Annotated in this window: 15 protein-coding genes; 14 read left to right on the top strand and 1 reads right to left on the bottom strand. The window is 70.6% G+C overall.

Annotation, left to right across the window (positions count from 1 at the left end):
* Nucleotides 1-100: 100 nt before the first annotated feature.
* The 4 genes from ACFWNN_RS44660 (at nt 101) to ACFWNN_RS44645 (ending at nt 4,051) form a co-directional block, all read left to right on the top strand.
* Complete coding sequence (locus ACFWNN_RS44660; RefSeq protein ID WP_382446041.1) at nt 101-592, top strand: hypothetical protein; 492 nt, start codon at nt 101-103, stop codon at nt 590-592.
* Nucleotides 593-623: 31 nt separating this feature from the next.
* Nucleotides 624-1,847 (top strand): MFS transporter, encoded by a 1,224-nt coding sequence (locus ACFWNN_RS44655; RefSeq protein WP_382446040.1) that lies wholly within the window; start codon nt 624-626, stop codon nt 1,845-1,847.
* A gap of 395 nt (nt 1,848-2,242) precedes the next feature.
* Nucleotides 2,243-3,358: a transposase gene (locus ACFWNN_RS44650; protein ID WP_382446039.1), complete on the top strand. Its 1,116-nt coding sequence runs from the start codon at nt 2,243-2,245 to the stop codon at nt 3,356-3,358.
* Nucleotides 3,359-3,370: 12 nt separating this feature from the next.
* Entirely contained in the window at nt 3,371-4,051 is a 681-nt protein-coding gene (locus ACFWNN_RS44645) for a response regulator transcription factor (protein ID WP_285638376.1), read from the top strand.
* Nucleotides 4,052-4,148: 97 nt separating this feature from the next.
* Here ACFWNN_RS44645 and ACFWNN_RS44640 read toward each other — a convergent pair whose 3' ends face one another.
* A complete protein-coding gene (locus ACFWNN_RS44640) occupies nt 4,149-4,880 on the bottom strand; it encodes a hypothetical protein (RefSeq protein ID WP_382446038.1) in 732 nt (243 codons plus the stop codon).
* A gap of 235 nt (nt 4,881-5,115) precedes the next feature.
* On the opposite strand from ACFWNN_RS44640, the gene ACFWNN_RS44635 reads away from it, so the two are divergent.
* Genes ACFWNN_RS44635 through ACFWNN_RS44590 form a run of 10 tightly spaced genes read left to right on the top strand, consistent with a single transcriptional unit; the run spans nt 5,116 to nt 14,623 of the window.
* Nucleotides 5,116-6,267: a hypothetical protein gene (locus tag ACFWNN_RS44635; protein ID WP_382446037.1), complete on the top strand. Its 1,152-nt coding sequence runs from the start codon at nt 5,116-5,118 to the stop codon at nt 6,265-6,267.
* A 37-nt stretch (nt 6,268-6,304) separates the two neighbouring features.
* The gene (locus ACFWNN_RS44630; protein ID WP_285638369.1) at nt 6,305-6,490 is read left to right on the top strand and encodes a hypothetical protein; all 186 of its coding nucleotides are present in this window, start codon (nt 6,305-6,307) and stop codon (nt 6,488-6,490) included.
* Nucleotides 6,490-7,341 (top strand): RimK family alpha-L-glutamate ligase, encoded by an 852-nt coding sequence (locus ACFWNN_RS44625; protein WP_382446036.1) that lies wholly within the window; start codon nt 6,490-6,492, stop codon nt 7,339-7,341. The genes ACFWNN_RS44630 and ACFWNN_RS44625 overlap by 1 nt, the downstream gene beginning before the upstream one ends.
* Complete coding sequence (argC, locus tag ACFWNN_RS44620) at nt 7,338-8,387, top strand: N-acetyl-gamma-glutamyl-phosphate reductase (RefSeq protein WP_382446035.1); 1,050 nt, start codon at nt 7,338-7,340, stop codon at nt 8,385-8,387. The genes ACFWNN_RS44625 and argC overlap by 4 nt, the downstream gene beginning before the upstream one ends.
* Nucleotides 8,384-9,172, top strand: coding sequence for a hypothetical protein (locus ACFWNN_RS44615; protein WP_382446034.1), 789 nt, complete (start codon nt 8,384-8,386; stop codon nt 9,170-9,172). The genes argC and ACFWNN_RS44615 overlap by 4 nt, the downstream gene beginning before the upstream one ends.
* A gap of 11 nt (nt 9,173-9,183) precedes the next feature.
* A complete protein-coding gene (locus ACFWNN_RS44610; protein ID WP_382446033.1) occupies nt 9,184-9,747 on the top strand; it encodes a type 1 glutamine amidotransferase in 564 nt (187 codons plus the stop codon).
* Between the two features lie 23 nt (nt 9,748-9,770).
* Nucleotides 9,771-10,880: a Glu/Leu/Phe/Val dehydrogenase dimerization domain-containing protein gene (locus ACFWNN_RS44605; protein ID WP_382446032.1), complete on the top strand. Its 1,110-nt coding sequence runs from the start codon at nt 9,771-9,773 to the stop codon at nt 10,878-10,880.
* Nucleotides 10,877-12,439, top strand: a complete 1,563-nt coding sequence (locus ACFWNN_RS44600) for an AMP-binding protein (RefSeq protein ID WP_382446031.1) — start codon at nt 10,877-10,879, stop codon at nt 12,437-12,439. Before ACFWNN_RS44605 ends, ACFWNN_RS44600 begins: the two co-directional genes overlap by 4 nt.
* A complete protein-coding gene (locus ACFWNN_RS44595; RefSeq protein WP_382446030.1) occupies nt 12,439-13,692 on the top strand; it encodes a pyridoxal phosphate-dependent aminotransferase in 1,254 nt (417 codons plus the stop codon). The genes ACFWNN_RS44600 and ACFWNN_RS44595 overlap by 1 nt, the downstream gene beginning before the upstream one ends.
* Before the next feature lie 22 nt (nt 13,693-13,714).
* Nucleotides 13,715-14,623 (top strand): hypothetical protein, encoded by a 909-nt coding sequence (locus ACFWNN_RS44590; RefSeq protein WP_382446029.1) that lies wholly within the window; start codon nt 13,715-13,717, stop codon nt 14,621-14,623.
* Nucleotides 14,624-14,757 lie beyond the last annotated feature (134 nt).

Here is a 14,757-nt window from a genome sequence, read left to right as displayed (position 1 = left end):
CTCCCCTGATGTCACGTCGTGATCGACCGTAAGCCGATCGTAAGCGAGTCCGAAGCCCCTCCCGGCACGGTGGCCCAACACGTGGGAGGGAGCGGAACGCATGACGAAGTACGCGGGCACACGGGCAGCGGTCGTCGTGGCGGCGGGCGACATCAGCCTGGCCATCGCCAAGCGACTCGCCGAGGGTGGCGCGCGGGTCGTGCTGACCGCGGACACCGAGGACGGGCGCACCGAGGCGCGGTCCGAGGTGGGCTCGGCGGCGCACGTCGTCGCGCCGCCGGAGATCGGCACGGCCCTGACCGGCCACAGCATCGACTTCCTGTTCACCGACGCGGTGGCAGGCACGTCGCCGTTGCTGCCGCACCTGCACGACGGCGGCTCGGTCGTGCTCACCACGCCCACGTCCGCCGAGACCGTCCTGGCCCTGGTCACCGCGCTCGCCGACCGCCGCATCCGCGTCAACGCGGTGGCGCCGGTCGACAGCCGGGGCTGTGCCGAGGAGGTGGCCCGCGTCGCGCTGTTCCTCGCCACCGAGGCGACGTGCACCACCGGCGCCCACGTCCCCGTCGACGGTGGCCTGAACCACCGATGATCACGTCCGCAGGAGAACCGGAGCACGCCACATGAGTGCAACACCAGAAACCACTTACGGCACGGAGTCCGTGCCAACAGCGGGGACGGACGGACAGCGGCTGCCCCTCTTCGCCCTGCTGTCCCTCGCCACCGCCGTCTTCATCACGAGCCTCACCGAGACGTTGCCCGCCGGGCTGCTGCCGGCCATGAGCGGCTCGCTCGGCGTGAGCGAGTCCGCGACCGGGCAGACCGTCACGATCTACGCCCTCGGCACCGTGCTGACCGCGATCCCGCTGTCGTCGATGACGGCGGGCTGGCGGCGCAAGAAGCTGCTGCTGGCCTCGATGGCGGGCTTCGCCGTCGCGAACACGGTCACGGCCGTGTCGTCCGTCTACAGCGTCACGATGGTGGCCCGGTTCATCGCCGGTGTCGCCGCCGGTCTCGCGTGGGCGTTGCTCGCGGGCTACGCGCGGCGCATGGTCGCCACCCACCTGCAGGGCCGGGCGATCGCGATCGCCATGGCCGGCATTCCCGTGGCGCTGTGCCTCGGCGTGCCCGCCGGGACGTTCCTCGGCCAGGTCGCCGGCTGGCGCACGGCGTTCTGGTCCATGACCGTGCTGACCGTGATCCTGCTGGTCTGGATCGTGGTGGCGGTGCCGGACTACCCCGGCTCGAAGGCGGGCGAACGGCCGAAGATGCTGGCCACGCTGAAGGTTCCCGGCGTGACGCCGGTGCTGTTCGTGACGCTCGTCTTCGTGCTGGCGCACACGATCCTCTACGCCTACATCGCGTCGTTCCTCGCCGGGCTCGGCATGGGCGACCAGACCGGCCTGGTGCTGCTGATCTTCGGCATCGCCTCGATCGTGAGCATCTGGCTCGTCGGCGCGCAGATCCACCGCAGGCTGCGGTTGTTCTCGATCGCGAGCGCGTTGCTCGTGGCCGTCGCCGCGCTGCTGCTCGCCACGATCGCGAAGGACCCGCTGCTCGTCTACGTCGCCGCGGCGCTCTGGGGCCTCGGCTGGGGTGGCGTGCCGACGCTGCTGCAGACCGCGGCGGGCGACGCCGGCGGCGACTCCGCGGACGCGGCGCAGGCGATGCTCGTCACGTTGTGGAACGTCGCGATGGCCGGTGGCGGTGTGATCGGCGGCGTGCTGCTCGATTTGAGCGGCAGCGGCTCGTTCCCGTGGACCGTGCTGGTGCTCACCTTGCCTGTACTCGGCGTAATCGTCGCGGCGAGCAAGCACGGTTTCCCCGCCCAGCGCGCCACTACCTGATAAGAGCACGTCAGCACCACTCCAGTAACTGCCGCCGAAAGCCGCACGATTGCGCGGCTTTCGGCGGTTGTTGTCGTCGCAATGCCGGAACACATCTCGCATACCGACGGTATTTCACCCATTACGACCAACGCGTGGACACCACGTGAACGACCGTTCGTTCGAAGAGTTTCCGCAGGTCACACGGCGAAATGGCAAAGTAACGATAGATACATGAGGACTGCGGCGTTGCCCGGTAGTGTGAAGTCGTACTGACGCGCTCGCGCCGGACGTTCGCGCGAGCGACATCCGCCTGAGTGAGCACGCCATATGTCGTCGTGGGGGGTCTGCGTCACATGCCGGTAAGCCAGTCGAACGAGGTTGTCTTAGCTGAGAACTTGCGCCTGCAAGATTTCGTGGACCGAGTATTCGAGTCTCTCACCCGCGCGGAACAACGACGGTGGGCCCGCACTTACCTCAGAGGTCTCGTCCACGGGAATGGCAGGCGAACACCCCGGGGTCTCGCCCGCGCCGAACAACTCCCGGCGGCGGCCGCGAACGGCCTGCACCAGTTCATCAACGGCAGCCCGTGGGACTGGGAACCGGTGCGGCGCAGGGTCGCCCGGCAGATCGCCGCGAGCACGACGCCGTACGCGTGGACCACGGCCGAACTGATCATCCCCAAGCGCGGCCAGCACTCGGTGGGGGTGCACCAGCACGTGGCCGCCGGCACCGAACGCCCCGTCAACTGCCAGCGCTCCCTCGGCTTCTTCCTCGCCACGGACGCGGGCAGCTTCCCGGTGGGCTGGAGCCTCGTGCTGCGCGGCGTCTGGGAGTCCGACCACGAGCGCCGCGACCGCGCGCGCATCCCGGCGACGGAGTACGGCCACCCCGTCGCCTCCTACGTCATGGACTTCGCGGACAGCGCCGCCGCGGACCCGGCCCTGCCCGACGTGCCGTGGGCGCTCGACCTCGTGCGCTGCGAGGACGCCACCGGGGTGCTGGCGGGCCTGGTCCGGCGCGGCCTGGAGTTCGCGTGCGAGGTCCACCAGAGCCAGCTGCTGGTCACCGGACGCCCCGGCGCGCCCGCGGTCGTCACGGTCGGCGAGTTCATGGAGTCACGGCTCGGGCAACGCGCACACCTGCTGACGCCGCCGTCAGGTCACCGCGGGTCCGTCTCCGTGAAGATCTACGCGAAGCAGGCGAGGCTGCCGCTCTTCGGCGCCCCGGACGAACAGTCGCGCACGGTCCGCGTGCTGGAGTGGCCGAGCCAGAGCCTCGGCCAGCCCGGCCGGTACTGGATCACCAGCTGCACCGGCGGACGCGTCGGCAAGGTGCTCGCGCTCGCCCGCGCCCGGATCGCCGCGCTGGCCACGATCGCGGAGCTCCAGGAGCACTTCGGCGCGCTGCACTTCGAGGGCCGTTCGTTCCCCGGCTGGCACCACCACATGACGATGGCCTCCACCGCCTACGCCTACCGGAACCTGCCCGCGTGCGCGCCGTCGCTCGCGTTGTCCGGAACCGCGTGCTGAGGGGCCTGGACGATGAAGAACATCCTCGTGGTGGAACAGGACGGCCCGGCGGCGGACTCGGTGGTGTCCGAGCTGCGCCGGCAGGGGTACGCGGCCAGGAGCGTGCACGCGGGCAGGCAGGTGCTGGAGGCGTGCCGCGACGCCGACCTGGTGCTGCTGTCGCTCGATCTGACCGATGTGGACGGTCTGGAGGTGTGCCGCTCGCTGCGGGCGGTCAGCAACGTCCCGCTGATCGCGCGGACCCATCGTGACGACGAGCTGGAACGGGTGCTGGCGCTGCGGGAGGGCGCGGACGACTGCGTGGCGAAGACGTGGGGCATGCGCGAGCTGCGGGCCCGCATCGAGGCGGTGCTGCGGCGGTCCCGGTGCGGCAAGGCGGAGCCCGAGACGATCTCGATCGAACCGCTGCGCATCGACCAGCGGACCCGCGAGGTGCGGCTGCACGACCAGCGCGTCGACGTCACGTCGAAGGAGTTCGAGCTGCTCTACGCGCTGGCCGCGAACCCGGAGACGGTGGTGTCGCGCAAGCAGCTGATGGCGAGCGTGTGGGGCACGAACTGGGCGAGCTCGAGCCGCACGATCGACACGCACGTCAGCAGCCTGCGGGCGAAGCTGGGCTCGAACCGGTGGATCATCACCGTCCGGGGAGTGGGGTACCGGCTGGGGCACGCGCGCACGGTGGCCGCGGGCTGACGACCGGCGGAGGAGTCTGAGGCCCGGCTCAGCGAGGCGCCGGGCACTCACCACCCGCCACCACCCGGCCGCCACCACCTACCGGCACCCCAAGCCGTCACACCGGCTGCCGCCCCAGCCGCCTCAGCAGAGGGTGTTCCTGCACCGCCCCCACCGCGCGCGTGGCCCACCACGCCGAGGCGAGGTTCGAGGTCAGCAGCGTGCGACCGGCGTCCGCGCGGGCCAGCTCGGTGAGCGCGGCCAGCGTGCCCATGCCCGTTCCGGTGCACAGCAACGCGCTGCCCGCCGCGAAGTCCCGGTTCCGCACCCGCTCCAGCACGGCGTCGGCGGTCACCCGGTACGGGTCGAACACATCCCCCTCGGCCGGCACCAGGACGACGTCGTCCACGACGAGCCCCGCCTCCTCCCAGAAGCCGCGCGACGTGTCGGTCAGCCACGGCTGGTAGGGCGACACGAGCGTCAGGTGGGTGACGCCCAGCGCCGCGCACGCCGCGAGAATCGCTTGTGTAGACGAAAGCACCGAAAATCCCGCACGCGCGGACAGTTCTTCGCAGAACTCGCGATCGCCCTCGGGACCGAGCAGGTAGTGCGACGCGCTGCACGCCACCACGGCGGCGTCGAGGCGCATCTCCCCGAAGCCGTCGAGGGTCTCGGGGAGCACGTCGTTGTAGGTCTCCAGCATTTCCCGCAACCCGACCCCGGGAGTGTTCGGGAAACGAGCGGCGTACACATTCGCCGTCGTGCCGATGAGGTGGTTGAACTCCGGTTCGGCGGTGGGGTTCTCCGGTGGAACGACGACCCCTACCCGTGGCATCGAGAAAAGATCCATGTCACCACCGTAGGACTCACGTCACGGTGACCGGCAGCTTCGCGCGCAAATTTGACCGTCGCTTCAGCACCTCCCCACACTTCTTCTCGGACTTGACATTTCTTTGCATTCCATGACGCGTTCCTTGCATGGACCTCCTTGCCCGTCCGTCGCCACGTGCAGCAGGGTGATCAAGGCAATCGAAATTGTATTCGCCTCCGATTCGAAGCGAAACTTTCGGAAGGAGCAGAAAGCGATGTCGGAAACGGCCGTCACAAGTGAGTCGCCGGCACTCCCCCACATCTCCGACGCCACTTTGCGGGATTCCGCGCACATGGCGGGAGTCGAGTTCGGACCGCAGGACGCCGCGGTGATCGCGGACCTCCTCGTGCGGACCGGTGTCGACCTGGTCGAGGTCGGCATGGTGTCCGGTCCGGGTTCGAAGGACGCGGACCTCGTCGAGGCCGTGCACGAGGCCGTCGGCCCGAAGCGCAGCATGACGCTCGTCGTCGTGCGTGACCGCCAGCAGGTCGCGCAGGCGCTGGACGAGGCGGAACGCCTGGGCGTGCACCACGTCATGTACTCGATCCCCACGTCGGCGGAGCACGCCGCGCTGAAGCTCGGGTCGCCCAGCCTCAAGTTCCTGCAGACGCTCGCGCGTTCGGCCATCTCGCAGGCCAAGGACCGCGGTTTCCACGTGACGTTCAGCGGCGAGGACGGGGCCCGCACCCCGGCCGAGCGGCTCGTCCCGTACGTCACCGACGGCTTCGCGGCGGGCGCAGACCGGTTCCGGCTCGCCGAGACCGTCGCCTACCTGTCGCCGTGGCAGATGGAGGACGTGATCGGCGGGATCACCGCGATCGAGGGCTCCGAGATCGAGATCCACTCGCACAACATGCTGGGCATGGCGGTCGCGAACTCGCTCGCCGCCGTCCGGGCCGGCGCGAAGTGGATCTCCGCCACGGTCGGCGGCATCGGCGAACGCGGTGGCAACGCGCCGCTCGCGGAACTGTTGACGTCGCTGCGGATCGTGCACGGCGACACGAGGTTCGACCTGTCGCACCTCACCGAGCTGTCCAGGGTCGCGCTGAAGGGCGCCGGGCTCGGCGAGGCGTTCCAGTCCGGTCCGACGACGCCGCACGCGTTCGCGTACGAGCTCCCTGGCCAGCTCACCAACCCCGAGGCCTACGAGACGCTGCCGGCCGAGGTCGTCGGCAACGTCCGCGAGCTGCGCGTCCGCACGCGCCTCTCACCCGCGCTCGTGCGGTGGGCGCTCGCCGAGACCGGCCTGTCCGTCGACGTCGACGCCTTCACGTCGTGGCTCGCGCGGCGCCAGGAGAGCGACGGCGCCCCGCTGCTCGACCGCGATGCCATCGGCAAGGCCGCCGTCGACTTCCTCGCCCAGTGAAGAAACCCTGCCGCACCAACGAAAACGGAGTCACGTCATGACCGCTCCCACCCTGTCCGGTGTCTGCCCCGAGTGCGAGACCGACCTGACCGTGCCGCCGATCGTCGAGGGCGAGACGCTGTCGTGCCCCGAGTGCCTGCTGACGCTGCGCGTCGAGGGCGTCGTCGACGGTCAGCTGACGCTGCAGATGGTCCAGGTCCAGCTCCGCGACTGGGGCCAGTGATGGGCGCGCGGATCGCGATCGTCGCCGACCGGATCGGCTGGGAGGAACGCCGGCTGATGACGGCGGCCCCCGGCTTCGGCCTGGAGGTCGACTGGATCAACGACGAGTCGCTGTGCCTCGGCGACCCGGCCGCACCGTCGCTCGCGGGCTACGACGTGGCGATGGTGCGCAGCCGCAGCTACACCCGCGGCGGTCTGATCGCCACGCTCGCCGAGGCGGCCGGGGTGCACACCCTCAACTCCGCCAGGGCGATCCACGCGTGTGAGAACAAGGCCGTGCTGCGCGTGGTGCTGGCCGCGGCGGGCATCCCCGTGTCGGACTTCCGGCTCGTGTTGTCCCGCAGGGACTTCGAGAAGGCGCTCGCCGAGCTCCCGTTGCCGCTGGTGTTCAAGCCCGTCTACGGCGGCATGGGCAAGCGGGTCACGCTGATCCGCGACTCGGACGTGGCGCAGTCCGTCTACGACTACGTCGAGGACCTCGGGCACGCGTTCGAGCAGGCCTGCCTGCTGGAGCCGTACATCGGGGGCGGCACGTCGGTGCGGTGCCTCGTCGTCGGCCGGGAGGTGGTCGGCGCGGCCGAGTTCAGCAGCGGCGGCACGGACTGGCGCAACAACGCGGCGCTGGGCAACAACCACCGGGCCGTCGCGCACGACCCCGACGTGCTCAAGATCGTCGACGGCGTGGTGGGCGTGCTCGGCGAGGGCATCTACGGCGTCGACCTGTTCCGCACCGGCGACGGCTACGTCGTGAACGAGGTCAACCACGCCCCCGCGTTCCGGGCCGTGGCCTCCGCGACGGGCGCCGACGTCGAGTCGGCCATCGGCGCTCATCTCAAGGAGCTGACACAGTGATCAGGGCAGGTGTCATCGGTGCCTCCGGGCTCGCCGGTGGCGAACTCATCCGGCTGATCGCCGGGCACCCGGAGCTGGAGCTGACGTTCCTCGGCGGTTCGGGAAGCGTCGGCAGGCGGCCCTCCGAGCTGCACCCCGGGCTGCGGCTCGATCTCGGGGTCACCGTGCAGCCCGTGACCGAGAACATCGACGCCGACGTCGTCTTCCTCTCCACCCCGGCGCCGGTGTCGGCCGAGCTGGCCGCGTTGCTGGCGGACCGGGTGCCGGTCGTGGTCGACCTCAGCGGGGCGTTCCGCATCCGCACGCCGGAGCTGCACGACCGCTGGTACCCCAAGGTGCGCCGCAGGGCCGACCTCGCGGAGCGGTTCGTCTACGGCGTGCCGGAGCTGCTCGGCGACCGGCTCGCGGACGCGTCGCTGATCTCGTTGCCCGGCTGCTACGCCACCGCGCTCACGCTCGGGCTGGCGCCGCTCGCGCTCGGCCTGGGCCTGAACCTCAAAACCGTGGTGGTGGACGGGAAGAGCGGGTCTAGCGGTGGTGGTGCGTCGTTGCGCACGGCCGACCTGCACCCGTACCGCAACGGCGCCATCACGCCGTACGCCCCGACCGGGCACCGGCACGCGGCCGAGGTGAAGGACTTCCTGCGGCACAACGGTTCCGGCGACATCGGCTCGCTGAGCATGTCCGCGTACGGCGTCTCGCACGTGCGCGGCCTGCTCACCAGTTCGTACGTCTTCCCGGAGCAGGACGTCGACCAGCGCGAGCTGCACCGGGCGTATCTGCGGTTCTACAAGGGACATCGGTTCGTCCGGGTGCGCCGGCACGACGAGACGCTGATCCCGGTGCCGGACCCGCACGCCGTGCTGGGGTCGAACTTCTGCGACGTCACGGCGCTCGTGGACGAGGAGGAACGCCGGATCGTCGTCCTCGCCGCGCTGGACAACCTCGTCAAGGGCGCTGCGGGACAGGCGATCCAGGTCACGAACAAGCGGTTCGGACTGCCCGAGGAGACGGGGCTGACGGCGCAGCCGCTGATGCCCGCATGAGCGCCACGCCGACCGTCGTGAAGCTCGGCGGCAGCTGCCTCGAAGATCTCGACGGCTCCTGGTGGGACGACCTCGCCGAGCACGGCCGGAGCACGCCGCTGGTGCTCGTGCACGGGTGGTCCAAGCCGTTGAAGCGGCTGAGCGAACGCCAGGGCAAGCAGCCGGAGATCCTGCGCGACCGTTACGGCAACCAGAGCCGCTGGACCACGCCCGAGGTCATCGAGGACATCAAGACCGTCAGCGCGGAGATCGCCGCCGAGGTGATCAGCCGGCTGGAACGCCGCGGCGTTGCGGTGGAACGGCTGCTCGGCAGCGACGGCCTGGTCAGCGCTGGCGAGGGCGAACGCTGGTGGTGGCGGGAGAAGCAGCTGGTGGAGCTCGACAACCTGGTCGGCCCGATCACCGGCGTCGACCCGTCGTCGCTGAAGAACCTCCAGCCGGGCCACGCCTACGTCGTCACGCCGCTCGCCCGCAACGCGGCGGGCCAGGAGGTCAACACCGACGGCGACCGGGCCGCGGCGGCGATCGCGGGCGGCGTCGGCGCGACGGACCTCGTGCTGGTCACGAACGTCGCGCACCTGCTCGTCGACGGCGAGCCGGTGCGGCGGATCTCGGCCAAGGCCGCGGCGGCGTTCCGCGACAACGGCGCGACCGGCGGGATGCGCAAGAAGCTGCGCGCCGCGGGCGAGGCGCTGGACCAGGGCGTGGCACGGGTCGTCATCGGCAGCGCGCCCGTCACGGACCTGCTCGCCGACCGCACCGGAACCACCATCACGCGACTGTGAGGAGCACGCACGTGGCACGACCCCGTGTGCTAGTCGTCAACAACGGAACCCTGTCGCTCAAGCAGTTGCGCGCGCGGTTCGAGCAGCTCGGCTCGGACACCGAGGCCGTGCCGGCCGCCGAGGTGCCGTCCTCTGTGGAGGGTCGGTACCAGGCGATCGTGCTGAGCGGCACGAAGGTGCGGGCCTACGACACGTCGTACTACAAGCCGCTCATCGATCTCGTGACGACCGCGACCGTTCCCGTGTTCGGGATCTGCGGTGGCATGCAGATCATCGCGGTCGCCGCCGGCGGGGAGCTCGCGGACGGCCCGCAGCGGGTCGGCGGGTACGAGGTGCAGGTGGACAAGCAGGAACCGCTCTTCACGCACGTGAAGCCGACGGTGACCGTCTTCCACCGGCACACGCTGTACCTCCAGGCGGCTCCGGCGGGCTTCCGCTCGATCGGGCACTCGGAGCACGCGCCGGTGGAGTTCCTGCGCTCCGACGACGGCCGGATCTTCGGCGCGCAGGCGCACCTGGAGTTCCGCGCCGACGGCCTGGACATCCTGCGCGGCTTCGCGCAGCTCTACTCGTGACCTACGCAGAGAAGGACTGGGCAATGAGCGTTGCGGAGCAGCCCGCTTTCACCGTGCACCTGAACGGGAGCGGTGGCGACATCAAGGGATGGGTCGTCGTCGACTCGCTGGTCGACGGTCTCGCGATGGGCGGGACCCGGATGACCGCCGGGGTGACGGAGGACGAGGTCGCGGGCCTCGCCAGGGACATGACGGAGAAGTTCACGCTGGCCGGGCTGCGGATCGGCGGTGCGAAGGCGGGCGTCGTCGCCACCGACGCCGACCGCGAGACGACCTTCCGCACGTTCGGGCGGACCGTGAAACCGTTGCTGCACGGGGGCATCCACCTCGGCATCGACATGGGCGTGACGCCGGGCGACCGCGCGGTGTTCTTCGCCGAGTCCGGCTACGACCCGCGGCACCGCACGGGCGTCCCCGACATGCCGATCGACTGGGACACCTACTACAACCCGTTGATCGACGCGACGGGGCACGGCGTCGGGGTCGCCGCCGTGACCGCGCTGGAGGCGAGCGGCCGCACCGGGTCGTCGCGCGTGGTGGTGCAGGGCTTCGGCGCGGTCGGCCGTGCGGTGGCGCGGTTCCTGGAGGAGCGCGGGCACGTGATCGTCGGTGTCGCGGACGTGCTGGGCACCGTGAGCGCCGAGCGGCTGCCGGTGGACGACCTCGTGGCGATCACCGACGAGTTCGGCGGCATCGACCGGTCGAGGTTGCCTTCGCACGTCAAGGTGTCCGAGGAACCGGACGCGTGGCTCGACGTCGACGCCGACATCCTCGTGCTGGCGGCGCAGAAGCACGCGCTGAACGCCGAGAACGCGCACCGGTTGCGGGCGGGCCTGGTGGTGGAGGGCGCGAACATCGCCTCCAGCGTGGTGGCCAAGGAGAAGATCGCCGCGTCCGGTGCCGTGCTGGTGCCCGGCGTGATCGCGAACATCGGCGGCGCCGGCTCGGCCGCCCTCGCCGTGACGCGGGTCGTGCCGTTCGAGCTGCCGGCGCAGGCGCGCAAGGACTGGGTGTTCGGCTGGATCAGCGACCGGGTGGCGCGCAACACGCGGGACCTGCTGGAGATCGCCGCGGCCCGCGCGGGCGACCCGTTGCCGGAGCTGCTCGCGGTGCGCAGGCAGGAGCGCGGGTGAACGCGAGGAGTGCCGACCTGGCCGCCGAGTACCGCGCGCTCGGCTGGTGGCGGGACGAGACGTTCCTCGACGACCTGCGCGCGCAGGCACGGGAACGTCCGCACAAGCTCGCGATCGCGGGCAGGCGGGTGGCCGAGTCGCGCACCGACACGCTCGACTACGCCGAGCTGGCCGCGCTGACGGACCGGTTCGCGGCCGCGTTGCTCGGCCTCGGCGTGCGGCGGGGTGACGTGGTGGCCGTGCAGCTCCCGAACCGGTGGGAGATGGTGCCGCTGATCTTCGCCTGCATGGCCGTCGGCGCGGTGATCTGCCCGATCTCGCCGGTGTGCCCCGAACCGGAGCTGCGGCACCGGCTCGAACTGACCTCGGCGCCGGTGTTCATCACCGCGGAGACGGAGATCGGGGAGCGACTGCGGGCCGAACTGTCCACTTTGGAGCACGTGCTGGCGGTGGACTCGTCGTTCCACTCGGCGTTCGTGGCGGCGGAGCGGGATGCTGTTCTGGAGGGGCTCGCGGTCGGCGCGGACGATCCGTTCCTCGTGCTGTTCACGTCGGGCACCACCGGGCCGGCCAAGGGCGTGCTGCACAGCCCGAACACGGTCCACGCGGCGGTGCGCGGGTACGTCGACGCCTACTGCCTGGACGACACGTGGGTCGCCGCGGTGTCCACCCCGCTGATCCACTACTCGGGGTTCGCCCAGGGCGTGCTGGCGGGCGTGCTGCTCGGCGGCACCGTGACGTTCCAGGACGTGAAGCGCAACGAGGTGTTGCTGGACCTTGTCGAACGGTACGGCGCGACGTTGCTCTACGGCCCGCCCGCCACCGTGGCGGACGTGGTCGAGGCGCAACGGCACGACAAGCGCGCCACCCCGACGTTGCAGCACGTCGTGGTCGGCTCGGCGCCGGTGCTCGGCGACCTCGTCGACGGCGTGCGCGAGCACCTCGGGGCGCGCACGTACTCGTTGTGGGGCATGTCGGAGATGGGCCCGGTGACCATGACCCGTCCCTCGGCGGCCCCTGACCGGGCGGCGCACAGCAACGGCGTGTCCATCGACGCCATGCAGCTCCGCATCGACCTGTCCGCTGTGGACGGTGAGAGCGGCGTGGGCGGGCTCCGGGTGCGCGGGGCGGCGCTGGCGCTCGGCTACTACGGGCGCCAGGAGGCGTTCGCGGAGCAGTTCGACGCGGACGGCTGGTTCGACACCGGCGACCTCGCACGGCACGACGGCCAGGGCGGCATCCGCATCATCGGCCGCGCCCGTGACGCGATCCTGCGCGACGGCCGGGTGGCGCCGATGACCGAACTGGAGGCCGTGATCGGCAGCCACCCCGAGGTGCTCGAAGCGGCGCTGGTCGGGCTCGGCCCGGTGATCTGCGCCGTCGTCGTGCCGCGCGGGTCCGGGCCGTCGCTCGACGAGGTGCGCGCGCACCTGCTGGCCGCCGGGCAGGACCCGCGCTTCCTGCCGGACCGGCTCGAGCTGCTGCCCGCGTTGCCCAAGACCCTGACCGGCAAGGTGCGCAAGGCCGAACTGCGCACGCGGTACGCGGGAGCGGTCTGATGTCCCGGCCCGTCGCGATGTCGGCGACGCTCGCCGCCGACGCGGACCTCGCCCGCCGGCGTGCGGCCGGGGAGCAGGTCATCTCGATGGCGAGCGGCGAGATCGGCCTGCCCGTGCTGCCGTCGTTGCGCGCCCGGCTCGCTCACTCGGCGGGCTCGACCTCCTACGGCCCGGTGGAGGGCAGTGCCGCGTTGCGGTCGGCCGCGGCGGGCTACTGGTCCCGGCGCGGTCTGGACACCGACCCGGATCTGGTCGTGGCCGGGCCCGGCAGCAAACCGTTGTTGTTCGCGCTGCTGCTGGCGATCGGCGGCGACGTGGTCGTGCCGGTGCCGGGGTGGGTGAGTTACCCGTCGCAGGCTGTGCTGGCAGGGGTGCGGCCGCTGCCGGTGCCCGTCGCGCCGGGCTCGGGTGGCGTGCCTGACCCCGATTTGTTGCGGGAGGCCGTTCTCACGGCGCGGGCGGCCGGGCAGAACCCGCGCGCCGTCGTGGTGACGGTGCCGGACAACCCCTCCGGCACCGTGGCGTCGGAGCTGACCGTGCGCCGTCTCGCCGCGGTGGCACGGGAACTGGACCTCGTCATCGTGTCGGACGAGATCTACTGCGACCTCGTGTTCGCCGGGTCTGCGGTGTCACCTGCCCGTGCCGCGCCGGAACGCACCGTCGTCACCACCGGGCTCACCAAGAACCTGGCCGTCGGCGGGTGGCGGACCGGGGTGGCGCGGCTGCCTTCGAGCGACCTCGGCCGTGCGTTGCACTCGCGGCTGGTGTCGGTCGCCAGCCAGATCTGGTCCAGCACACCGGCTCCGGTCCAGGCCGCGGCCGCCTACGCGTTCGACGAGCCTTCCGAGGTCCTGGAGCGCGTCGCGGCGAGCCGTCGTCTGCATGAGACGGTCGCTGCCGCGGTCGCCTCGCAGTTCGTCGCGGCCGGTGCGCTGCTCGCTCCTGTCCGCGCCACTTGCTATTTGTATCCGGACTTCGAGCCGTTGCGTTCTCAGCTCGCTCAGGTCCACTCCGTGCACGGGTGCGAACACCTCGCCGCCTGGTTCAGCCGGGCGGGGATCGGTCTGCTGGCCGGGTCCGCCTTCGGCGAGGAGGCGGAGGTGCTGCGCGTTCGCGCCTCGACCAGCCATCTGTACGGCTCTTCCGACTCCGAGCGACTGGCTGCGCTGGAGTCCGCCGACCCCTTGTGGCTGCCGTGGATCCGCGCCGCCGTCGACCGGATCGGGTCGGTCCTGTCCGGCCTCACCGCCTGAATCACTTCCTGGGAGGAATCTCATGTCCGTGCTGTTCGAGGCCGTCTACGAGGGCCACCGCTACGTGGGGTTCGACCGCGGCCCCGTCGTGACCCTGCACCGCGTGGCCGACGGTCAGGTGGCCGATGCTGTTGTGGAGGCCAACGGGTCCGTGTCCGCGTTGAGGGCGTCGCTTGCTTCGGGGGCCTCGGGGGCTTCGGGGGCTTCGATCGAGGTGTCGCTGAACGATCCCGGGCTGCGGTTTCTGCCGCCGTTGTTGCCTGCGGGTGGGGAGAAGGCGTTGTTGAGCGGATTCATGGGGACCCACAAGAAGAAGTGGGACGGTCGGACCTTTGTGGAGGGTGACGAGTTCGTGCCGCCCAAGTGGTTCTTCAAGGGGTTCGGGGACTGGGCTCGGTTGCCCGGTGAGCCGTTGACCGTGCCTGCCTCGCCGGTGGCGTTGATCGAGGAGCCTGAGGTGCTTCTGGTCTACGTCAACGATGCTGAGGGGTATCCGCACTACGCCGGCTACACGTTCGCCAACGACCTGTGCGACATCGGGCTGCACCGGAAGGACAACGGGTACAACCCCTACTGCAAGTTGTGCGACACCGCTGTTGCGCCTTGGCTGTTCCTGGATGCGCCGCCGGTTTCGGTCACCGGGCGGGTGTCGATCGTCCGGGATGGGGCCGTGGCTTGGGAAGGGCCGTTCGACTGCGGGGCGGATGCGTTGTACTACCGGGTGCAGGACATGGTGGAGCACCTGTTCTCGTTTCCGGCGGTTCGGCGACCCGGGTTGGTCAACTACGTGTTGTTGGGGGCGGATGAGGCGAGCTTCCACGACGGGTTTCGGATCGCTGATGGGGATCGGATCGAGATCGACGTGAAGAGCCATGATGTGGTGTTGTCCAACGAGGTTCGGTACGTGGGGCCGGTTCCGTTGGGGCGGTAGGTTGGGTGGTGGTTGCGTTGGGGCGCAAAGACAACCACGGACGAGCGTGGTCGAGTCATCGCCGCTGGCGCGTCGATAGAGATTGGGGCTTGACTTCGGGGCCCTTGCGAGGTGCTGGTCGGCCGGAAAAGGCC

The sequence above is a fragment of the Lentzea sp. NPDC058450 genome, assembly GCF_042721395.1.
Taxonomy (GTDB): domain Bacteria; phylum Actinomycetota; class Actinomycetes; order Mycobacteriales; family Pseudonocardiaceae; genus Lentzea.
Note: the sequence above shows the minus strand (reverse complement) of the source record. Positions and strands in the feature narration are given on the sequence as shown.